This is a genomic window from Paraburkholderia atlantica (assembly GCF_000092885.1).
GTDB lineage: Bacteria > Pseudomonadota > Gammaproteobacteria > Burkholderiales > Burkholderiaceae > Paraburkholderia > Paraburkholderia atlantica.
Genome location: NC_014117.1, coordinates 1,342,611 through 1,364,171, shown reverse-complemented (window position 1 = coordinate 1,364,171; position 21,561 = coordinate 1,342,611). Strand labels below are relative to the sequence as shown.

Sequence of the window (21,561 nt, the reverse complement as noted above, 5' to 3'; positions counted from 1 at the left end):
CGGCTAACAAATCAGCACAGCGCGAGCGGCGCGCGCCCGTGGGACGAACTCGCACGCAGCAAGACAGAGGAGGAAACATCATGCCGTGGTTCATCCTGGCGCTCGTCATCGCCGCCTTCGCTCTGGTCTACGTTCAGGCGCGCGCCTCGTGGTGGCTCGCGGCGCTGATCGTCTGGGTCGCGGCCGCCCACCTGAGCGGCGCGGCTGGCCCGCTGCTGACGACACTGCTCGCGATCGTGTTCGTGCTCCCCGCCCTCGTGCTGACGATCAAGCCGCTGCGCCGCGCATGGCTCGCGAAACCGGCGCTCGACACGTTCCGCAAGATCCTGCCGGAAATGTCGCCGACCGAGCGCGATGCGATCGAAGCCGGCACGGTGTGGTGGGACGCCGAGCTGTTCTCGGGACGCCCGCACTGGGACACGCTGCTCGGCTACGGCCCGGCCACGCTCAGCGCCGAAGAGCAGGCATTCCTCGACGTCGAATGCGAGCAACTGTGCGACCTCGCGAACGACTGGGAAACCACGATGGTCTGGCAGGACCTGTCGCCGCAAACATGGCAGTTCATCAAGCAGCACGGCTTTCTCGGCATGATCATTCCGAAGCAGTACGGCGGCAAACAGTTCTCCGCGTACGCGCATTCGCAGGTGATCATGAAGCTCGCGACGCGCTGCTCGGCCGCGGCCGTCTCGGTGATGGTGCCGAACTCGCTCGGCCCCGCCGAGCTGCTGATGCACTACGGCACCGACGCGCAGAAGAACTACTATCTGCCGCGTCTCGCGCGCGGCGAGGAAGTCCCGTGCTTCGCGCTGACGAGCCCGTATGCCGGTTCCGACGCGGCCGCGATTCCCGATGTCGGCATCGTCTGCAAGGGCATCCACGAGGGCCGCGAAACGCTCGGCTTTCGCGTCACGTGGGACAAGCGCTACATCACGCTCGGGCCGATCGCGACCGTGCTCGGCCTCGCGTTCCGCGCGCTCGATCCCGACCATCTGCTCGGCGCGAACGACGAGCCCGGCATCACCTGCGCGCTGATTCCGACCAACCACCCTGGCGTCGACATCGGCCGCCGTCACTGGCCGTTGAACGCGGTGTTCCAGAACGGCCCGAACTCGGGCAAGGACGTGTTCATTCCACTCGACTGGGTAATCGGCGGACGCGCGCAGGTCGGCAACGGCTGGCGCATGCTGATGGAGTGTCTGGCGGCAGGCCGCGCGATCTCGCTGCCGTCGTCGAATGTCGGGATGGCGAAGGTCGCGGTGCGCGGCACCGGCGCGTATGCCGCGATTCGCCGCCAGTTCCGCACCGCCGTCGGCAAGTTCGAGGGCGTGCAGGAAGCGCTCGGCCGCATGGGCGGCAACCTGTACGTGATGGACGCGGCGCGCCGCCTGTCCGCGCAGGCGGTCGACCTCGGCGAAAAGCCGTCCGTCATTTCGGCGATCGCCAAGTACCACATCACCGAGCGCACGCGCATCGTCATCAACGACGGCATGGACGTGGTCGCCGGCAAGGGTATTTGCATGGGGCCGTCGAACTTCCTGGCGCGCGTGTATCAGCAGGTACCGATCTCGATCACCGTCGAAGGCGCGAACATTCTGACGCGTTGCCTGATCATCTTCGGACAGGGCGCGATTCGCTGCCATCCATGCGTGCTGAAGGAAATGACGGCGACGCGCGAGCCCGATCGCGCGAAGGCCCTGCGCGAGTTCGACGCGGCCTTCTTCGGTCACGTGAATTTCACGGTGTCGACCGTGGTGCGCAGCGTCGTGTATGGGCTGACCGGCGGCGCGCTGATCGCGAAGCCGCGCGGTGCGTACGCGCCGCTCCACCCGTACTATCGCGCGGCGACGCGGCTGTCGACCGTGTTCGCGTTGCTCGCCGACGTGTCGATGCTGGTGCTCGGCGGCGATCTGAAGCGCCGTGAACGCATCTCGGGACGCCTCGGCGACGTGCTGTCACAGTTGTTCCTGATCTCGGCCACGCTGAAGCGTTTCGAGGACGAAGGCCGTCAGCAGGACGACCTGCCGCTCGTGCGCTGGGGCGTCGAGGATGCACTGTACAAGGCGCAGCACGCGCTCGACGGCGTGCTCGCGAACTATCCGAACCGGCTCGTCGCGACGCTCGTACGCGTGCTCGCGTTCCCGTTCGGCCTGCCGCATCGCGAACCGTCGGACCGGCTCGGCAGCGAGATCGCCGAACTGATGCAGACGCCCGGCGCCGCGCGCGAACGGCTCGTCGCCGACTCCTACGTGCCGCATCCCGACGTCGACGCGCTCGGCTATGGCGAGCTCGTGTTCGCGCTGAATCCACAGTTCACGCTAATCGAGCACAAACTGCGCGACGCGGTCAAACAGGGCCTGCTCGAACCGCTGCCGCAAAGCCTGCCGCAGCTCGCCGCATGGACCGATGCGGCGCAACGCCAGGGCTTCATCGACGCCGACGAGCGGCGCGTCCTCGACGATTACGCGCGCTTTGGCGCGCAGGTGGTCAAGGTCGACGATTTCCCCGCCGACTTCGACCTGCTCGCGAGCTTGCAACAGCGCAAGCAGGCGCTCGAAAAGGCGCTGGATCTGGCTGCCTGACGCGCGCGTTCACGCAGAAAAAACTACCGAGGCGGCACGGCTAACCGTACCCGAGTCACGCAACTCAAGGCACACTGACACACGTCCGGCACCCCCGAAAAATCAACGGGGCTGCCCGCGGCGCGTCCAGCGGAGCAACCGATAACATGAACGACTCCTACCTGAAGTTCGTCAACTCGCCGTTCGGCGGCCGCCTCGCGCGCTCGCTCGGCCTGCCGAAGCCCGAGGTGCTGCGGCGCTACCGCGCGGACCGGCCCGAGTTCGACGGTCTGATCGCGATCGGCGCGGGCCGCGAGCCGCGCCTGTTCGACGCGCTCGCGAGTCTGATCGCCAGCATCGGCATGACGAGCGTCGCGCACGAAAGCGCCGGGCTGTGGGTACCGCTCGCCAATCGACACGGCCTGATGACCGGCCGCTTCGAGCCGGCCGAAGCCGGTGCGCCGGGCAAGCTCGCCGCGCTGCTGTTCGACGCCAGTGGTATCGACGACAGCAGCCAGTTCCAACCATTGCACGGCTTTTTCCACGACACGCTGCGCTCGCTCGGCAAATGCGGGCGCATCGTCGTGCTGGGGCGGCCGCCCGAGGCCTGCGCGAGCCCGCGTCAGTGGACCGCCCAGCGCGCGCTCGAAGGGCTCGTGCGTTCGCTCGGCAAGGAAGCGCGGCGGGGCATCACCGCGAATCTCGTGTACGTCGCGCACGGCTCTGAAAGCGCCATCGACGCGACGCTACGTTTCTTCCTGTCGCCGCGCTCGGCCTATGTGTCGGGTCAGGTGGTGCGGATCGCGGGCAACCGCAACCAAGCGCCGCCGCCCGACGCGCCCGCGTTCGACTGGCGCCAGCCGCTCGCCGGGAAGCGTGCGCTCGTCACGGGCGCCGCGCGCGGCATCGGCGCCGCCATTGCGAGCGTGCTTGCGGCCGAGGGCGCGCATGTGATCGGTGTCGACATTCCGTCAGCGCGCGACGCGCTCGATGCAACGCTGCGTCAGCTGAACGGCAGCGCGCTCTCGTTCGACATCACCGCGCCGGAAGCGCCCGCGCAGATCGCCGCCGCGCTCGACGAACTCGGCGTCGACATCGTCGTGCACAACGCCGGCATCACGAAGGACAAGACCATCGCGAGGATGACGGACGCCGCGTGGCAGGGTGTGATCGACATCAATCTGAGCGCGCAGGAGCGCATCGACGACGCGCTGCTCGCGGGCGGCATCCTGCGCGATGACGGGCGCATCGTCGCGGTGTCGTCGATCAGCGGCATCGCGGGCAATGCCGGCCAGACCAACTATGCGACGTCGAAGGCTGGCGTGATCGGCCGCGTGGAGAGCATGGCGCCGCAACTGCGCGCGCGCGGCATCACGATCAACGCGGTCGCGCCCGGCTTTATCGAAACGCAGATGACCGCGAAAATGCCGCTCGCGCTCCGCGAGGCCGGCCGCCGCATGAATTCGATGAGCCAGGGCGGCCAACCCGTCGACGTCGCGCAGACCATCGCGTGGCTCGCGCATCCGGGCTCGGCCGGCGTGACCGGCCAGATCGTGCGCGTGTGCGGTCAAAGCCTGATTGGCGCCTGAACGGGAGCATGGCTATGGACGAACCGCGTGATCCGTTCGGCAGCCGTCAGCTTGCGCCCGCGCCGGGCGGCGACGGCCCGCGGCCGAAAACCGTCGTCATCGAAACGCTGCCCGCGCCGGCGAAGCTGTACGGGCGCGCGCTGACGGGCATCGTCAAGCGAGGCCGCGAATCGCGACTGCCGCCGTTGCGGCTCGTGCGCCCCGCCGTCGTGCTCGATCCCGGCCCCGTGTGGCGCTATGCGCGCGTGTGCGGCTTCATTCCCGAGCATGGCGTGCCGCTCACCTACCCGCATCTGCTCGCGTTTCCGCTGCATCTGTTGATGCTGACCGACCCCGCGTTTCCGTGGCCCGCGCTCGGTCTCGTGCATCTGGCCAATCACGTGCGGCTGCGCCGGCCGCTCGCCTACAAGGATCTGTTGCGTATCGAGGTCGAATTCGGCGCGCTGCTGCGTCACGACAAGGGCCAGGCGTTCGTCGTGCATACCCGCATCTATCGACGCGGCGAGGCGGTGTGGGACGGCGACAGCGTCTATCTGAAGCGCGCGGTGCCGGCGCTCGGCCATCCGCTCGAAGCGTTGACGCTCGGCCCCGATGCGCTGCAACGGATCGCGCGCTGGCAGCTCGCGCCGCAACTGGGCCGCGACTACGCGAGCGTGTCGGGCGACTACAACCCGATCCACATCAGCGCGCTGTCGGCGAAGGCGTTCGGCTTTCCGCGCGCGATCGCGCATGGCATGTGGACTCTCGCGCGCGCCGCGTCGTCGCTGCAACCGCCCAAGCCGCTCGCCGAAGCGACGCTCGCCGCCGAGTTGAAGCTGCCGATGCTGCTGCCCGGCGAAGCATCGCTGTGGAGCGCATCGCCTTCGCTGATCGAGCGCGATCTCGAGGTGCGCGATATTGCCGGGGTCAAGCCGCATTTGCGCGCGCGCATGCAGTGGCGGCTGCTGTGAGCCGCGAGCGCGCCGTTCGTAGCGTTCGCATCGTCTGCATCGATTGCTTCGACCAATAATCTGGGCACGACCCAAAGGAGCCGAGCATGTCCCACCCGCAACCCGCCGTGCGCCGCGTCGCCGTCATCGGGGGCAACCGGATTCCGTTTGCGCGTTCGAACACCGCGTACGCGAGCGCATCGAATCAGGACATGCTGACCTTCACGCTGCAAGGGCTGGTCGATCGCTACGACCTGCACGGCGTGCGTCTCGGCGAAGTCGCGGCAGGCGCGGTGATCAAGCATTCGCGCGACTTCAACCTGACGCGCGAGTCCGTGCTGTCCACCACGCTCGCGAAGGAAACCCCCGCCTACGACGTGCAGCAGGCCTGCGGCACCGGCCTCGAAGCCGCGATCCTCGTCGCCAGCAAGATCGCGCTGGGGCAGATCGACGCGGGCATCGCGGGCGGCGTCGATACCACGTCCGACGCGCCGATCGGCGTCAACGAGCGGATGCGCAAGATTCTGCTCGAAGCGAATCGCGGCAAGAGCACCGGGCAACGCGTTGCCGCGCTCAGCAGGCTGCGGCCCGGCATGTTCTTCAAGCCGCTGCTGCCGCGCAACGTCGAGCCGCGCACGGGGCTGTCGATGGGCGAGCATTGCGAGCTGATGGCCAAGCGCTGGAACATCTCGCGCGAGGCGCAGGACGTGCTCGCGTACGAGAGCCATCGCAAGCTCGCCGATGCGTACGCGCGCGGCTTCGTCAACGATCTGATGACGCCGTACAAAGGCCTCGCGCGTGACAACAACCTGCGCGCCGACCTGTCGCTCGAAAAGCTGTCGAATCTGAAGCCGGTGTTCGACCGCGACGCCGGCACGCTGACCGCCGGCAACTCGACGCCGCTGACCGACGGCGCATCCACGGTACTGCTCGCGAGCGAAGCATGGGCGGCCGAGCGCGGCTTGCCGGTGCTCGCGTATCTGAGCTGGTCGGAAACCGCGGCGGTCGACTTTTTCGACAAGCAGGAAGGCCTGTTGATGGCGCCCGCGTACGCGGTGCCGCGCATGCTCGCGCGCGCCGGCCTCGGGTTGCAGGACTTCGATTTCTATGAAATCCACGAAGCGTTCGCGGCCCAGGTGTTGTGCACGCTCGCGGCATGGCAGGATGACGAATATTGCCGCACGCAGCTTGGCCTCGCCGGCGCGCTCGGGGCGATCGATCGCACCAAGCTCAACGTGAACGGCGGTTCGCTCGCGACCGGCCATCCGTTTGCGGCGACGGGCGGACGTATCGTCGCCGCGCTCGCGAAGATGCTGGCGCAACTCGACAAACCGGCCGGCGCCGCACGCGGGCTGATCTCGATCTGCGCGGCGGGCGGCCAGGGGGTCGTCGCGATTCTGGAACGCTAGCGCGGCAGCGGATACCAACATTTCAGGAGCAACCGATGATCGAGCCCACCCAAGCGCCGCAGCACGTGCCGGATGCAGGCGGCACTCAGGTGCCAAACCCGGTGCCAAACCCGGTGCCAAACCCGGTGCCAAACCCCGCCCCGAACACCGACGGCATCTGGTACGCGTCCTATCCGGACGACGTGCCGCGCGATATCGATGTCACGCAATACGAATCGATCGACCAGTTCTTCGACGAATGCACCACGCAGTTCCGCGAGCGCGTCGCGTACGTCAGCGTCGGCGCGAGCCTGACGTACGGCGAGCTGGCCCGCAAGGCGAGCGCGTTCGCGGCCTACCTGCAAAGCATCGGCGTGGAGCCCGGCGAGCGCGTCGCGATCATGCTGCCGAACACGTTCCAGTATCCGGTCACGCTGTTCGGCACGATCAAGGCGGGCGCCGTGGTCGTCAACGTGAATCCGCTCTATACGGTGCGCGAACTCGCGCACCAGCTAAAGGACAGCGGCGCGCAGACGATCGTCGTGTTCGAAAACTTCGCGAAGACGCTCGAAGATGCGTTGCCCGGCACCAAGGTGCGCAACGTGATCGTGACCGGCCTCGGCGACCTGCTCGCCGACGGCGTGAATCTGAAGGGCCACCTGCTCAATTTCATGCTGCGTCACGTGAAAAAGATGGTGCCCGCGTACAAGCTGCCGCAGGCGGTGCCGCTGCTGAAAGCGCTGTCGATCGGTTACGCGCGGCCGCACACGCCGGTGCGCGCGACCCACGAAGACATCGCGTTCCTGCAATACACGGGCGGCACCACCGGCGTCGCGAAAGGCGCGATGCTCACGCACCGGAACATCATCGCCAATCTGTTGCAGGCGAAGGCGTGGGCTGCGGGTCAGCTTTCCGGCGCAGGCGAAACGGTGCTCACGCCGCTGCCGCTTTATCACATCTACTCGCTGACCGTGAACGCGCTGATTTTCATGGGGCTCGGCGGGCGCAACATCCTGATCGCGAATCCCCGCGACATGAAGCGCGTGATGATGATCCTGCGTCACGAAAAATTCACCAGCATGACCGCGGTCAACACGCTCTATAACGCGTTCCTCGACAACGAGGAATTCTGCCGGCGCGACTTCTCGGACCTGAAGCTCGCGATGGCGGGCGGCATGGCGACGCAGAAGTCCGTCGCGGAGCGCTTCAAGGCGGTGACGGGCAAGCCGATCGTCGAGGGCTACGGGCTGACCGAGTGCTCGCCGATCGTATCGATGAATCCGGTCGATCTGACCAATCTGCGCGACTTCGAGGGCTCAATCGGCTTGCCCGCGCCGTCCACCCAGGTGCGCTTCAGGAGAGACGACGGCAGCTGGGCCAATATCGGCGAGGCGGGCGAGCTGTGCGTGAAGGGCCCGCAGGTGATGAAGGGCTATTGGAACCGCCCCGACGAAACCGCGAAGGTGATCGACGGCAACGGCTGGCTCGCAACCGGCGACATCGGCGTAATGGACTCGCGCGGCTTTATCCGTCTGATCGATCGCAAGAAGGACATGATCCTCGTGTCGGGCTTCAACGTGTATCCGAACGAAATCGAGGACGTGATCGCCGCTCATCCGGACGTACGCGAAGTGGCCGCGATCGGCGTGCCCGATCCCGCGCAGGGCGAGCGCGTGAAGGTGTTCATCGTGCGGCGCACGCCGACACTGACCGCCGAGCAGGTGATCGCGTACTGCCGCAAGAATCTGACTGGCTACAAGGTGCCGAAGCTCGTCGAGTTTCGCGACGAGCTGCCGCAAACCAATGTCGGCAAAATTCTGCGCCGTGCGTTGCGCGACGAGGAACTCGCGAAACAGGGGTCTGCCCGACGGGAATAATCATTGCTTCAATGCGTTATAGCTTTGTTGCTTTGCGTTATTGCCTTGCATGTTGCATGAGCGGCCGCGTCACTTTCTGGAGAAATTCATGAAGCACCGCTTGTCCGCCCGTTCGCATCGCCTGCGACCCCGCTTGCTGCCGGGCGCGCTGTTCGTCACCGTCGCTGTGCTGTCGGCGCCGACGGCGTTCGCGCAGAACGACGACCGCCCGCCCCCGCTCGACGCCGCGAGCGCCGTGAAACCGCCCACCACGCCGGCCTCACAGGTCGGCAAGCTGACGCTCGACCAGCAGGTCAAATGGCTGCGCGCCGCGCAGAAAAGCGGCACGCTCGAAAGACTCGAGGACGCGCAACTGGTCGCGCTGTTCAAGTCGCTCGATCCGCTGACGCTGCCGCGCTATATCAAGGAAGGGCCGAACGGCTACCCGTCGTACGAGTTCACGATGTCGCGCTCCGAGCGCATTCGCGGCATCTGGCCCGACAAGCCCGATCACATGCTCGTGCGCGTCGCGCACGACCCGCTGCGCATCTACGCGAAGTGGTTGCCCGACGGCGCGCACGCGGGCCAGGAAATCATCTACGACGAATCGAAACGCAGCGACGAAACGTTCGGCCACCTCGGCGGCATCATGAACGTGATGCCGTTGTGGACCTCGCTGACAGGCGCGCTCGCACGCTCGCAATCGAATCACAGCGTGCGCGATCTCGGCACCGAGTACGTCGCCGATCAATACCTGAGTGAAGGGAAGAAATACAGTCAGACCGGCTTGCCGCGCTCGGTGCAGATCGACGTGAAGACGATCGACGATGTGCGCGTCGTCGCGTTCACGTTCGAAACACCGGTCGGCCAGCCGCAGTTCTACGCGAAAAAGGAAACGCTCGGGCTCGACCTGCGGCATCCGTTCTTTCGCACCATCGAGTCTTACGACAACGACGGCAAGATCTTCGAGCAGATCGTATTCGAGAGCATCACGCCGAAGACGTTCGACGATTCGACCTTCGATCCGAACAACAAGGACTATAAGTTCTAGCCGCGCGGCGTCAGCGCGAAGGCCACGTGGGCGGGTTGCGCAAGCAGCCCCTCGCGCGCTTCGTGACGATGCTCGACGAAGCGTCCGGTGCGCAGCGCGAGGTGTTGCAGCACGAAGTAATCGGACGCACGCGTGAAGCCGATCAGCGCAGGCATCGCGCGCGGGGGCTGACCGTCGTCCAGCAGGGGCGCGAGGGTGGTGAACCACAGCGCGCCCGCATCGTCGCCGGTTTCGAAGGTCGGCAACCGAAGGTGCGCGGCATAGCGTGCGAACGAAGCGCCGCATTCGAGCGTCGAGTCGACGATCGCGAACGTGCGTGCGCCGTCGGTGCAGGCGGCGGCTCGCGCGAGCCACGGCCATGCGCCGCCGGCGGCCGTCGCGAGCCATGCGCCAGTGAGCATGAAAGTACGTCGATCCATTGGCGTGCAGATTCCATCCACTCGTTGTTCACGCGTTGTTCACGCGCTTCTTCACGCGCTTGTTCATGTATAGCCTCGCCGGTCGCGCCACGCTGCCGGCCAGATGCCCTGCTTGCCCGGCGCGAGAATGCCGTTCGGATCGAGCGCATCCTTCAGCGTTTCCGCGAAGCGCAGCGACGCACCGTCGTTGAAGCTGTATTGCGCGGCCGCGAAATCCATATACGCGAGATGCGCGCGATATTCGCCGTAGCCGGCCGCGCGCGCGTCGCTCATCAGCGAGCGCAGCAGCGCGCCGGCCTGCTCAACCTGGTTCGCGTCGTCTCGATCGAATATCGCCGCGAAAATGTGATGCAGATGCCGCGCGCCCGCCGTGAAGCCGCCGTAGTAATCGAAGCCGTATTCGGCGGCGCGCGCTTTCACCATCGTGTACTGGCGCATCGCGTCGCGCCCCGTCGCCGGACAGATCGGCGCAAAGTCGACGTGCGCGCCCGCGCCGCCGCGCCAGTCGAGCATGCGAAACGCGGTCATCGCGGGGATGCCGGCCATGTTGCGGTCGCCGCCCCCGGTCGGCTGCGCATCGCCCGCATAACGCGCCCCCGTGAGCCGCGCATCCGGCACCCGCGCGAACGCTCGCTCGATCAGCGCGTAGCGCGCATCGATCAGCTCGGGCGTGCCGTATAGCGCGAAATGCAGGTTCCAGCGGCCGACGCCGAGTTTGTCGAGCATCGCCTGTACCGCGCTCTCGGGCATCGCGCCCGTGCCGTCGTACCACTGCCGGCGTGGCGACAAACCCGCCGCGCGCCGCAAGCCGCCCTCGATCACCGCGTGATTGCGAATCGTGGCGTCGAGCCGCAACGGCCGCAGAATCTCGACGATCGCCTCCAGATCGGCCTCGCGACGAAACTGGATTTCGCCGAGCAGATACGCGGGCGGCGCGGGCATCAGCCACACGCCGAGCTTCGTCACGATGCCGTAGTTGGACTGCATGAACATCGCATCGAACGACGGCCCGTAGCCCGGCTGGTACAGCTGCCACGCAGTGCCGATCTCGACACCGCCCATGCCGGTGCGCAGCAGGTCGCCGTTGGCGAGCATCACCTCCATCCCGCATTGCGCGGCCGCGTGATCGCCGTAGTCGGTATAGCCGAAGCCGCGCTCCAGCGTGTTGCCGACCACACTGCCCCAGCCGGCGGCCGGTGGATCGACCCACAGCTTGTAGCCCTTGTCGCGCAGATGCGCGTACAGATCGAAATAGCTGACGCCGGGCTCGACGAGCGCATAGGCGAGCGTTTCGTTGACTTCGAGGATGCGGTTCATGCGCTGCAAGTCGAGCACGACCGAGCCGGTCAGCCGCGGCGCGGCGCCGCCGTATGCGAAGTTGCGCCCGGTCGACACGGTCCACAGCGGAATCCGGTACTGATTGGCGATGCGCAGCACCGCGCGGATTTCATCGACCGACGCGGGCAGCACGGCGGCGCTCGCGGCAAACGCATGCGGCTCGCCGGGCGCGAACGGATCGATATAGACGGCGAGGCCGGCGTCTGAATTCAGCACGTGCGCGTCACCGACGATCGCGCGCCAGCCGGCAAGCGCACGGTCGAACTGCGCGGCGGACAGGTTGGGCGGCAGCGTCTGGGGCAAGGCGTCTCCTTGTCGGTCGGGTAACCCGAGGGGGTGGTCGCGCGGGGCAGCAATGCGTGCGTGGCCGTCGACGGCCTTTCCGACACGCTACCGCCCGCTACTGCTGCCACGCCTCAGGCTTGCCACCGAGCTCGCTGCACACGTCGATCGCGATTTCGCGCAGCTTGCCTTCCGTGATCGCGCCGGACAGCGCGTAGCCCAGGCGGTCGCTGACCCAGTAGAAGGTGCGGCGGTTGCCGTCGCGAAACAGGCGGAACACGGTTTCGTCGCGCGTGACGCCGGTCACGTACAGCGTCAGGCGCGCGCCGGCCTGGTTCTCGTACATGAACTGCGCGGCCGGCCCGGCCTCGCCGGGCAGTAGCCGGCCGCCCACCAGCGAATAACCATACTCCTGCAGCGACGGCACCGACAGCGGCCGATTCAGCCGCTTCGACAGCCACGCGATCAGATGCTCCTCTTCGCTCGCCGCGACTTCGACCGGATGACGCCGCTCCGGGGAATACACCGCATACGCGACATCCGCGCGCTGCGCAAATCCGGCCGGCTGGCCGCCGAAGCCGCTCCAGGCGCCGCCGGTCAGCCGCGGCGCGAACGGACCGAGCACCAGCGCGAGCCCGGCGCCGGCCACCAGCCAGCAGGCGGCGAGACCCGCGCGCTGCCACCACGGCCGCGCACGCCGCACGACGATGAAAGCCGGCTCCTCCGCCTCAGCGGGCGGGCTGCCTGCGTAACGTCGCTCGCCGGATTCAGCGGCTTGCTGCTCATAGTCGGCCCCCTGCCCCGCTTGCGCGTGCCATGCATCGCTGCCCGGCACGCCGCACAGCGCCCGCAGCGCCGCCTTCTGCGCGCGCCACGCCGCAACGCGCGCGGCAGCCTGCGGATGCTGGCGGAGCTGGGTTTCGACCGCGGCGCGCTGCTCATCCGTCAATTCACCGTCGACATAGGCCGACAGCGAGCGCAGATCGAGCTCGTCGGGCAATCCGGATTCGGGGTTATCGTTGTTCATTATCGGTTTCTCACCACTTTCAGCGGCGCGACTTTGTGCGCCGCCCGCGGCGCACGGGGCTGCGGTCCGTGCATTGGCCCCGGCGGCTCCTCGCACAGCAACGCGCGCATATGCTCGCGCGCCCGCGACAGCCGCGACATCACTGTACCGATCGGCACCCCCAATGCGCTCGATGCCTCCTGGTACGACAGCTCCTCGACGCACACCAGTAGCAGCACCTCACGCTGCTCGAGTGGCAGGCAGTACAGCGCGCGCTGCACGTCGCGCAGTACCAGACCATCGACCTCGCCGTGCGGCGCCTCGAGATTGCGCCACGGCGCGCTTTCCTCGTCGACGGCGATCTCGCGCCGCCCGCGCAGTTGGTCGATGTACAGATGCCGCAGGATCGTCAGCAACCACGCGCGCAGGTTGCTGTTCGGCCGGAATGCCGACCAGCGCGCAAGCGCGCGCTCCGCCGTATCCTGGACGAGATCGTCGGCCCAGGCGCGGTCGCCCGTCAGTGCGCGCGCATAGCGGCGCAGCTGAGGCAGCCACGCGATCACTTCCGATTCGAAGGTCACCCGGTGTGCCAGGCCCGGTCGCGGCTTTAGTAGCCGCCGCTGCTGTTGCTGTTGCTGCTCGAGCCCGACGCGGCGTTGTCGGTATCGGCCGCGTGTGCAAGGGAGCCGCACGCGAGCGCGAGCAGGACGAACAGGGCTGACAGAATACGGGATGCTTTCGTCATGTTGAGCCTCCTGGCAGATGCCCAGCGCGCGATCGACCGACCGGCGTGGTGAGCGGTGGACGGCAGGCCGCGCAATGCGGTGCTGTCATACTGGATTTAACGCTGCGACCACGCGGTTTATTCCACCGCCGTCGTGGCGCCGTGTCGCTGCGCTGCCGTTGCGCTGCTTTCTCCGGCCTTTTCGGGCTTTTTTGGGCTTTTTCGGGGCGCTTCGACGCCGCCGCGGTGGTCGCGCAACACGTCTCTATATTCTTCCTTTTCCGCCAACCTTGCCGGCAATGCCTGGAGAGACCGGAAGAAGACGCCATTGACCAGCAGATTCGTAACTCAACGTTACAGTCCCGCGTTATCGGATGCTTATGTGCTCACAAGTCGTTATAGTGGACAAAGTTCGCCCCGTCGACGCGTACTGCCCCCGCCTGGAGTAGAAAGGGTAGAATCGCGGCGAACAACCGTCTATCTAACCTGAATTGTCCATGGCTTCCGCAGAATCGCATCCGCAAAACGACTTCATGAACGCCGCGCGCAAGGAACGAAAGCGCGTCGAGATCTATCTGGTCAACGGCATCCGCCTGACCGGATGCATCGAGTCGTTCGATCAGTACCTGGTGATGCTGCGCACGCCGGTTGGCCTGCAAGGCATCTACAAGCGCGCGATCTCCACGATCCAGCTCGACACCGGCACCCGTCCGGCGCCGCGCACGGGCCGGACGTCGCATGGCGAACATGGCGCGCGCGGTCCGCATGGTTCGCGCGAACATCGCGAGCCGCGCGAGGGGCGTGAATCGTATGGCGCGTCGGCGACGGAACGCGCGCCGAGCGAGCGCAGCGGCAATTCCGAAGGTCCGGTGGTCGTCACGCGGCGGCGGCGTCTATTCGGCACTGGCGGCGAAGGCGGCAATCATGGCGGCAACCACGGCAGCGGCAGCCCCAGCGGCAATCAGGAATAAATACGAAGCAGCGGTAACGGCCGCGCCTCGCTAGTCCACGGACGGACCGAGGCGCCGCAGAATTTTCTCCAGTTGGATCAGCTGACGCTCGGTCAGCTCGAATCTCCCCTTGACCGCCAGCACGCGGCGCCGCCAGTAGCGGGCGTCGAACAGGTGCAGCGCCGGTTGCCGCGTCGCCCAATCCAGGTGTTCCAGTTCGGCTTCCACGACGTGGGCTGCGAGCACTCGCCGCGTAACCGCCGGCTTTTTCCCGTTCATGTGGTTCGCTGTGTGATGGATCGATGGAGGTGTCGCTTGCGGCTCGAGCGCGGTGCAAGCGCGGTTCGCGCGCGGCCACGACACTCGAAGAACGAATCGCTGGGGGCCGGTTTCAAACGACGCGCCTGCGCCATTCGGCCGACGTTCGTCGATAGCCGCAATGCGCTATGCTGAATAATTGATCTCTACCGATGGAGCGCGCCATGACCAGCAAAAGCCAGCATGCCGCCCGGCCTGCGCGCACGCGCCGGACGCCGCCGACGTCCGCCGACACGCGGCTCGATGAAGCGCTGATGGAAAGCTTTCCCGCCAGCGATCCGATCGCCGTCGACGTGACGGAGCCGTTTCGCGAGCGGATGCGTAAAACTCAGGCGGATACGCGCAAGCGGCATTGAAGCCGCGCCGTCTCGCGTCGCACGACGGCGCCGCAGTGAGCCGTCATGGCTCGCGAGAAATGCCGAGTAGAAATGCCGAAGAGCCCGGCGGCTAGAGTGCGATGCGCGGGCTGGCGGGGTGCGGACAGCACCCTCAAACTTCGCGACGTTAACGTCCGCGGACGAGCCGGACGGCGCATCGATTTGCGCGCCGTCCCGCGCCTTGTCCACGGTTCAAATCGTCGCGCTCAACGCAGCGGCAAGCCGCTATTGAGCTGACGCTGCAGGTCGCGGACCTGACGCTGCGCGACACGCAACTGATCCTGCGCGGCGGCCTTCTGCTGTGCCAGTTCGGTCGCCTCGGCACGCTTTTGCTCCTGCTGGCTCGCGACGATGCTCTGCTGCTGACGCGCGACATCGAGGTCGGCCTGCAGCCGGCTCGCGCGTTCCTGCGACAACGCGACCAGGCGCTGCGTGAACGCCTTCTGCGCTTCGAGTTGCGTACGGCGGATCTCGACGTCCGACAACTGCATCGTCTGCCGCGCGAAATCCTTGTAGATCAGTTCGGCGCGCACGACGTCCTGCGTTTTGATCACGCGCCAAAAGTTCTTCTGCTGAAACAGCGCGACGTAATAGGTCATCTCCTTCCCGTAGAACAGCAGGCTCGCACCATAGCTGCCGTTGTACGTGGTGCGCAATTCGCTCAGATCCGAGCCGTGGATCATCTGCTGCAATTCAGCCACGTTCCCGGTGGCGGATTGCCGGTTTTCATCCGGCGTCAGTGCAGTGGTCTCTGCCTGGCCGGCCTGCGGCGTGTCGGGCAACGCGCTCGTCGGACCCGGCTGGGACTCGATCGTACCGCTCGCACCACTGTTCTGCAGAGCCTGTGCATTCGCGCCCTGAAGGGCCCCCAATACGATGCATGCGGCCAGAGCAATCTTTCGTAGCTTCGACTTTCGGTCCATGTGACACCTGTTGAACAGATCTTGTTTTAGTAGAAAACGGGGAATTATTACTCAATTTTGCGAGTTCCGGGCTCTTCGTCGCAAATATGGCACTCCCTCGGCGGCGGCCCCACGCTTGAGCTGAAAGTCGACGGCAAGTCGTTCACTTCCAATTCCGGACGTTCGACGTCGACGGGCCGATCACGCCCGACTTCAAGCATCTGCGCTGGCTCACGTGCATGTGTCGTTCGACCTGGCGCGCGCCTTGATCTTTTCGTCGCGAAAACGGTCGGTGATACGCCGGTGGACGGCTGAATTGACACGACTCCGAAGTGCCGCGTGCTGATTAGAAGCTCCTCTATCAAACGGCGCATGCACTTTCGCGTATTCTGCGCTGACGATGCAAAAGGCCCGCCGCTCGCATCGTCCCGCATCGCGAAGACCGGCGCCGCACATCGAACCACGATGCCCATAATTCCGCGCGACCACGATCGCGCTGTCTCATATCAAGGAGGAAGACAATGACTCAATTCACTCGACGTGCGTGCGCGCTCACACTGCGCACGGCCCGTCACGCCACGCTCGCCGGCGCCCTGCTCACCAGTGCCGTGACCGCGATGGCGCAAACGGAGACACCGATTGGCACGTGGCAAACCATCGACGATCACACGGGCCAGCCGAAGGCGCTCGTGCAGATCACACAAGACGGCAATGGAGAATTGAACGGCAAGGTTATCAAGGGTCTAGCCGCGAACGACCAGCCGGATCGCCGCTGCAGCGCATGCACCGACGCGCGCAAGGACCAACCGATCCTCGGCATGACCATCATTAACAGCATGAAGAAGGATGGCGACGCGTGGGACCACGGCCAGATTCTCGATCCTGAAAACGGCAAGGTCTACAAATGCAAGATGCATCTCGAAGACGGCGGCAATAAGCTCGTCGTGCGAGGTTATATCGGCGTCGCGCTGCTCGGCCGCTCGCAGACTTGGATTCGGCAGCAGTGAGGTTCGACGTGGGGCGCATGCGTGGCGGCTCGCACGACGCCTGAGTGAGCGCATCAGGCTGAAACGATGGCGCGCGCGGCACCAGTAGGCGCGACATGAAAAAAAAACGGCCGGCGATCAAGAGTCGCGCGGCCGTTTTCATTGGGGCAAATTGCTTGCGAGGGTCATGCCGCCCGCTTGAACTGTGAAGCGTCACCGGACGGCGTCGCGGGCGCCGACATGGCCGATACCCGTTTGTACACGGCAGGCCGAACACGAAACGCCGAGGATGCGCGGCCAGTCGGGGCGCGCTTGTGCTGCGCGCTCGCGTGCGTGCGCATACGCGCTTCCATCAATCTGCAGAGATCCTCGCTCGCGGTGCCGCACAGTTGCTCCGTGACGTGCTTGAGCACGCCCGATTGGTACCACGACTTGAAGCGGCGATGACAGGTCTGGTATGACGGATAGCGGCGCGGCATGGCGGACCAGGTGGCGCCGCTATACATGACCCAAAGCACGCCGTTGAGCACCGAGCGGGTATTGGCAAGCGGACGGCCACGCATTTCGGGACGCGGCCGGAGTTCGGGCAGTAGTGGGGCAACGCGCTGCCATTCTTCATCGGTGATTTCGCGATACGGGTTCATGCTTCCTCCTTTGTCAGAACAACGACAAAAGATAGCTAGTCACCCGCGCGCGGAATATAAGACCACTCCGATTCCTAAACTGTCGTACGCCGATGCTCAGGTTAGAGATGTGTCGACGATCCGGCGAGGTGTATCGAGATACTCCTTCGACTGCATCTCGACGATGCGCGACACCGTCCGCGTGAATTCGTTGGCCATCGGGCCATCGACGTACAACTGCTCCGGCGGTACCGCGGCCGACATCAGCAGCTTGACCTTGTGGTCATAGAACACGTCGATGAGCCACGTAAAGCGGCGCGCTTCCGATGCCATGCGCACCGACATCTGCGGCACGTCCGACAGGATCACCGCGTGAAAGCGGCTCGCGAGTTCGAGGTAGTCGTTCTGCGAGCGCGGGCCGCCGCACAGCGTCGCGAAGTCGAACCAGACGACGCCGTCCGCGCGGCGCAGCGCCTTCAGCTCGCGCTTCTCGATATGCAGCAGCGGGCTTTCGTCGGGCACCGCGGCAAGGCGCGCGAAAGCGTCGCGCAGCGCCTTGCCGGCAGCGGCGTCCAGTGGCGTGTGATAGACCTCGACCTGGGCGAGCGTGCGCTGGCGATAGTCGATCCCCGCGTCGACGTTGACCACGTCGAGCTTCTGCTTGATCAGCTCGATCGCGGGCAGCATGCGGTCGCGATGCAGGCCGTCCGGGTACAGCGTGTCGGGCGCGTAGTTGGACGTCATCACAAACTGCACGCCGTTCTCGAACAGCTTGTCGAGCAGGCGATACAGGATCATCGCGTCGGCGATATCCGACACGTGGAATTCGTCGAAGCAGATCAGCCGATAGCGCTTCGCGATGCGGCGCGCGAGTTCGTCGAGCGGATCGGCCTGGCCTTTGAGTTCTTCGAGCTCGCGATGCACTTCACGCATGAACTCGTGGAAGTGCAGGCGCGTTTTGCGATGCAACGGCACGATCATGTAGAAGCTGTCCATCAGGAAGCTCTTGCCGCGGCCCACGCCGCCCCACATGTACACGCCGCGCGGCAGATCCGGGTGAATGATCAGCTTCTTGAACGCGTTCGAGCGGCGCGATTTGTATGCGACCCACTCTTCATAGCACCGCTGCAGACGGTCGACCGCGGCACGCTGCGCCGGATCGGATTGATAGCCCCGCGTCTGCAGTTCTTTTTCGTAGTATTCGGTGACGTTCATCGTGTTGCTGCAAAAAGAAAGGCGGGAGGGAGTGAACCCCGCCCGCCTTTGGTGATGCCAAGGTTGCGTTTCGGTCAGGCGTGCGCGCTTACATGTTCAGCGCGCGCTTGTCGACGGCGAGTGCCGCTTCGCGCATGACTTCCGACAGCGACGGGTGCGGATGGCAAATACGGCCGATGTCTTCCGACGCCGCCTTGAACTCCATCGCGACCACGGCTTCCGCGATCAGGTCCGATGCGTTCGCCGAGATGATGTGCACGCCGAGCAGTTCGTCGGTCTTCGCGTCAGCGATCATCTTGACGAAACCGTCCGCCTTGTTGATACCGAGCGCGCGGCCGTTCGCCATGAACGGGAACTGGCCGGTCTTGATCTCGCGGCCTTCGGCCTTCAGCTGCTGCTCGGTCTTGCCGACCCAAGCGATCTCCGGCTCGGTGTAGATCACCCATGGAACGCAGTTGTAGTCGATGTGCGGCTTCTGGCCGTCGATCACTTCCGCGACCATCACGCCTTCGTCTTCAGCCTTGTGCGCGAGCATCGGGCCACGCACCACGTCGCCGATCGCGTACACGTTCGGCACGGCCGTCGCGCAGTGGTCGTCGACGTCGATGAAGCCGCGCTCGTTGGCCTTCAGGCCGATCGATTCGAGGCCAAGGTTGTCGGTGTTCGGCACGCGGCCGACCGACACGATCAGGCGGTCGGCTTCGAGCGTCTGCGCGTTGCCGTCCTTGTCCGTGTAGGCGATCGTCACGCCGTTCGCGCTCGTCTTCACTTCGCCGACCTTCACGCCGACGTGGATGTCGAGACCCTGCTTCTTGAACTGCTTGGCCGCTTCCTTCGACAGCGCCTGGTCAGCCGCGCCGAGGAATTCCGGCAGCGCTTCGAGCACGGTCACGTCCGCGCCGAGACGGCGCCACACCGAGCCAAGCTCCAGACCGATCACGCCTGCGCCGATCACGGCGAGCGTCTTCGGCGCCGTGTCGAACGACAGTGCGCCTTCGTTGTCGGCGATCAGCTTGTTGTCGACCGGGATGCCCGGCAGATGACGCGCCTTCGAACCCGTCGCGATGATCACGTTCTTCGCGGTGACGACTTCGGTTTCGCCCTCGCCGCTCACTTCGATCTGCACGCCGGCGTCGGTCTTACCGGTGAACTTGCCGTGGCCCTTGAGCCAGGTGATCTTGTTCTTGCGGAACAGGAATTCGATGCCCTTGGTCATCTTCTCGACGATGCCGTCCTTGCGGGACATCATCTTCGAGATATCGACCGACACGTCGCCCACCGAGATGCCGTGGTCGGCGAGGTGATGCGACGCGTTTTCAAACTCTTCCGACGACGCGAGCAGCGCCTTCGACGGAATGCAGCCGACGTTCAGGCAGGTGCCGCCGAGCTTCAGCGCGCCGGCCGGGTTCTTCCACTTTTCGATACATGCGACGGTCTTGCCGAGCTGCGCTGCGCGGATGGCGGCGATATAACCGCCAGGGCCTGCGCCGATCACGACGACGTCAAATTCTTTGGACATGACAATCCCTTTGATGGCGGAACGGCGCCGGACCACCCAAGGTGGCGCGCGCCGTTCCTGTACTGCGGAATGCGAGATACGTACTGACTAGATGGCGCCGGTTTGCGGATTCACAAGCCGGCGCGGTCCGAGCGGGCGCTTACAGGTCAAGCAGCAGACGTGCCGGATCTTCCAGCGCGTCCTTCATGGCGACCAGCGACAGCACGGCTTCGCGGCCGTCGATGATACGATGGTCGTACGACAGCGCGAGGTAGTTCATCGGGCGGATCACGATCTGGCCGTTTTCGACGACAGCGCGTTCCTTCGTGGCGTGCACGCCGAGAATCGCGGACTGCGGCGGGTTGATGATCGGGGTCGACAGCATCGAGCCGAACACGCCGCCGTTCGAGATCGAGAACGTACCGCCGGTCATTTCTTCGATCGACAGCTTGCCGTCCTTCGCCTTCTGGCCGAATTCGGCGATCTTCTTCTCGATGTCGGCGAGGCTCAGCTGGTCTGCATTGCGCAGGATCGGCACCACCAGACCGCGCGGCGAACCGACCGCGATACCGATGTCGAAGTAGCCGTGATAGACGATGTCGTTACCGTCGATCGATGCGTTCACGAGCGGGAACTTCTTCAGCGCATGAACAGCCGCCTTCACGAAGAACGACATGAAGCCGAGCTTCACGCCGTGTTCCTTCTCGAACTTGTCCTTGTACTTGTTGCGCAGCTCCATGACCGGCGCCATGTTCACTTCGTTGAACGTCGTGAGGATGGCGTTGGTTTGCTGGGACTCGAGCAGACGCTCGGCGATACGCGCACGCAGACGCGACATCGGCACGCGCTGTTCCGGACGGTCCTTCAGCCACTGGTCGGCCGATGCCGGAGCCTTGACGTCCGGCAGCGACGGCTTCGCAGCCTTCGGTGCGGCAGCCGGAGCCGGTGCAGCCTTGGCAGCCGGTGCGCCAGCGGTGAGCACGTCGCCCTTGGTGATGCGGCCGTCGCGGCCCGTGCCAGCGACGTCGCCAGCGGCCAGACCCTTCTCGGCCATCAGCTTGCCGGCAGCCGGCGAAGCTGCGGTGTTCGAGCCCGTTGCGGTAGCAGCCTGAGCTGCCGGCGCGGGAGCCGCTGCGGCGACCGGAGCCGGCTTCACTTCCGCTTCGACAGCGGCGGCGCCTGCGGTGCCTTCGGTGTCGATCTTCGCGATCACCTGATCCGCCGTGACCGTGTCGCCGTCGTTCGAGATGACTTGCGCGAGCACGCCTGCTGCCGGAGCCGGCACTTCGAGCACGACCTTGTCGGTCTCGATTTCGATGAGGATTTCGTCCTGAGCGACAGCCTCGCCGGGCTTCTTCTTCCACTGCAGCATGGTCGCTTCCGAGACCGACTCGGAGAGCTGGGGAACCTTGACTTCAACAATAGCCATTATGAGTATCCTGAATACGTATCGGGTGACGGCGCTTCATCGCGACCGCCTGCGAACCACGAGCGCCGCGCCTGAATCTCATGGGATCGTTCGGCGCGGCGCGGGAAAACGCACTGCGTTTTC

20 protein-coding genes are annotated in these 21,561 nt (G+C 65.5%); 9 read left to right on the top strand and 11 right to left on the bottom strand.

Annotated elements, in window-relative coordinates; genetic code table 11:
- Nucleotides 1-80 precede the first annotated feature (80 nt).
- The 6 genes from BC1002_RS06015 (at nt 81) to BC1002_RS05990 (ending at nt 9,371) form a co-directional block, all read left to right on the top strand.
- A complete protein-coding gene (locus BC1002_RS06015) occupies nt 81-2,579 on the top strand; it encodes an acyl-CoA dehydrogenase (RefSeq protein ID WP_013089181.1) in 2,499 nt (832 codons plus the stop codon).
- Nucleotides 2,580-2,725: 146 nt separating this feature from the next.
- Nucleotides 2,726-4,147: a 3-oxoacyl-ACP reductase gene (locus BC1002_RS06010; protein ID WP_013089180.1), complete on the top strand. Its 1,422-nt coding sequence runs from the start codon at nt 2,726-2,728 to the stop codon at nt 4,145-4,147.
- 14 nt (nt 4,148-4,161) lie between these two features.
- Nucleotides 4,162-5,097 (top strand): MaoC family dehydratase, encoded by a 936-nt coding sequence (locus BC1002_RS06005; protein ID WP_013089179.1) that lies wholly within the window; start codon nt 4,162-4,164, stop codon nt 5,095-5,097.
- Between the two features lie 86 nt (nt 5,098-5,183).
- Nucleotides 5,184-6,485: an acetyl-CoA C-acetyltransferase gene (locus tag BC1002_RS06000; RefSeq protein WP_013089178.1), complete on the top strand. Its 1,302-nt coding sequence runs from the start codon at nt 5,184-5,186 to the stop codon at nt 6,483-6,485.
- Between the two features lie 35 nt (nt 6,486-6,520).
- On the top strand, nt 6,521-8,341 hold the full coding sequence (locus BC1002_RS05995; protein ID WP_013089177.1) for an AMP-binding protein: 1,821 nt from the start codon (nt 6,521-6,523) through the stop codon (nt 8,339-8,341).
- Between the two features lie 88 nt (nt 8,342-8,429).
- Entirely contained in the window at nt 8,430-9,371 is a 942-nt protein-coding gene (locus BC1002_RS05990) for a DUF1571 domain-containing protein (RefSeq protein ID WP_013089176.1), read from the top strand.
- On the opposite strand, the gene BC1002_RS05985 is transcribed toward BC1002_RS05990, so the two are convergent.
- The 5 genes from BC1002_RS05985 to BC1002_RS38385 form a co-directional block, all read right to left on the bottom strand.
- Nucleotides 9,368-9,790: a hypothetical protein gene (locus BC1002_RS05985; protein ID WP_041734330.1), complete on the bottom strand. Its 423-nt coding sequence runs from the start codon at nt 9,788-9,790 to the stop codon at nt 9,368-9,370. The two genes, BC1002_RS05990 and BC1002_RS05985, sit on opposite strands and share 4 nt — an antisense overlap.
- Nucleotides 9,791-9,853: 63 nt before the next feature.
- Nucleotides 9,854-11,431 (bottom strand): FAD-binding oxidoreductase, encoded by a 1,578-nt coding sequence (locus tag BC1002_RS05980; RefSeq protein WP_013089174.1) that lies wholly within the window; start codon nt 11,429-11,431, stop codon nt 9,854-9,856.
- Between the two features lie 97 nt (nt 11,432-11,528).
- Nucleotides 11,529-12,437: an anti-sigma factor family protein gene (locus BC1002_RS05975; RefSeq protein WP_013089173.1), complete on the bottom strand. Its 909-nt coding sequence runs from the start codon at nt 12,435-12,437 to the stop codon at nt 11,529-11,531.
- Complete coding sequence (locus BC1002_RS05970) at nt 12,437-12,997, bottom strand: sigma-70 family RNA polymerase sigma factor (protein WP_013089172.1); 561 nt, start codon at nt 12,995-12,997, stop codon at nt 12,437-12,439. Before BC1002_RS05970 ends, BC1002_RS05975 begins: the two co-directional genes overlap by 1 nt.
- A 26-nt stretch (nt 12,998-13,023) precedes the next feature.
- Entirely contained in the window at nt 13,024-13,161 is a 138-nt protein-coding gene (locus BC1002_RS38385; protein WP_013089171.1) for a hypothetical protein, read from the bottom strand.
- Between the two features lie 476 nt (nt 13,162-13,637).
- Here BC1002_RS38385 and hfq point away from each other — a divergent pair, with 476 nt between their 5' ends.
- Nucleotides 13,638-14,111, top strand: a complete 474-nt coding sequence (gene hfq / locus BC1002_RS05965) for an RNA chaperone Hfq (protein ID WP_013089170.1) — start codon at nt 13,638-13,640, stop codon at nt 14,109-14,111.
- 30 nt (nt 14,112-14,141) lie between these two features.
- On the opposite strand, the gene BC1002_RS05960 is transcribed toward hfq, so the two are convergent.
- Nucleotides 14,142-14,369: a hypothetical protein gene (locus tag BC1002_RS05960; protein ID WP_013089169.1), complete on the bottom strand. Its 228-nt coding sequence runs from the start codon at nt 14,367-14,369 to the stop codon at nt 14,142-14,144.
- Nucleotides 14,370-14,572: 203 nt separating this feature from the next.
- Between BC1002_RS05960 and BC1002_RS05955 the strand changes: the two genes are divergently transcribed.
- Complete coding sequence (locus BC1002_RS05955; protein ID WP_013089168.1) at nt 14,573-14,764, top strand: hypothetical protein; 192 nt, start codon at nt 14,573-14,575, stop codon at nt 14,762-14,764.
- Nucleotides 14,765-14,991: 227 nt separating this feature from the next.
- Here the strand turns inward: BC1002_RS05955 and BC1002_RS05950 are convergent, their stop codons facing one another.
- A complete protein-coding gene (locus BC1002_RS05950; protein ID WP_013089167.1) occupies nt 14,992-15,708 on the bottom strand; it encodes a DUF2968 domain-containing protein in 717 nt (238 codons plus the stop codon).
- 500 nt (nt 15,709-16,208) lie between these two features.
- Between BC1002_RS05950 and BC1002_RS05945 the strand changes: the two genes are divergently transcribed.
- Complete coding sequence (locus tag BC1002_RS05945) at nt 16,209-16,694, top strand: DUF2147 domain-containing protein (RefSeq protein ID WP_013089166.1); 486 nt, start codon at nt 16,209-16,211, stop codon at nt 16,692-16,694.
- A 164-nt stretch (nt 16,695-16,858) separates the two neighbouring features.
- Here BC1002_RS05945 and BC1002_RS05940 read toward each other — a convergent pair whose 3' ends face one another.
- The 4 genes from BC1002_RS05940 to odhB form a co-directional block, all read right to left on the bottom strand.
- Nucleotides 16,859-17,317, bottom strand: coding sequence for a transposase (locus tag BC1002_RS05940; RefSeq protein WP_013089165.1), 459 nt, complete (start codon nt 17,315-17,317; stop codon nt 16,859-16,861).
- Between the two features lie 96 nt (nt 17,318-17,413).
- Complete coding sequence (zapE, locus tag BC1002_RS05935; RefSeq protein WP_013089164.1) at nt 17,414-18,511, bottom strand: cell division protein ZapE; 1,098 nt, start codon at nt 18,509-18,511, stop codon at nt 17,414-17,416.
- Nucleotides 18,512-18,599: 88 nt separating this feature from the next.
- The gene (gene lpdA, locus BC1002_RS05930; protein ID WP_013089163.1) at nt 18,600-20,030 is read right to left on the bottom strand and encodes a dihydrolipoyl dehydrogenase; all 1,431 of its coding nucleotides are present in this window, start codon (nt 20,028-20,030) and stop codon (nt 18,600-18,602) included.
- 139 nt (nt 20,031-20,169) lie between these two features.
- Nucleotides 20,170-21,438 (bottom strand): 2-oxoglutarate dehydrogenase complex dihydrolipoyllysine-residue succinyltransferase, encoded by a 1,269-nt coding sequence (odhB, locus tag BC1002_RS05925; RefSeq protein ID WP_013089162.1) that lies wholly within the window; start codon nt 21,436-21,438, stop codon nt 20,170-20,172.
- Between the last annotated feature and the right edge of the window lie 123 nt (nt 21,439-21,561).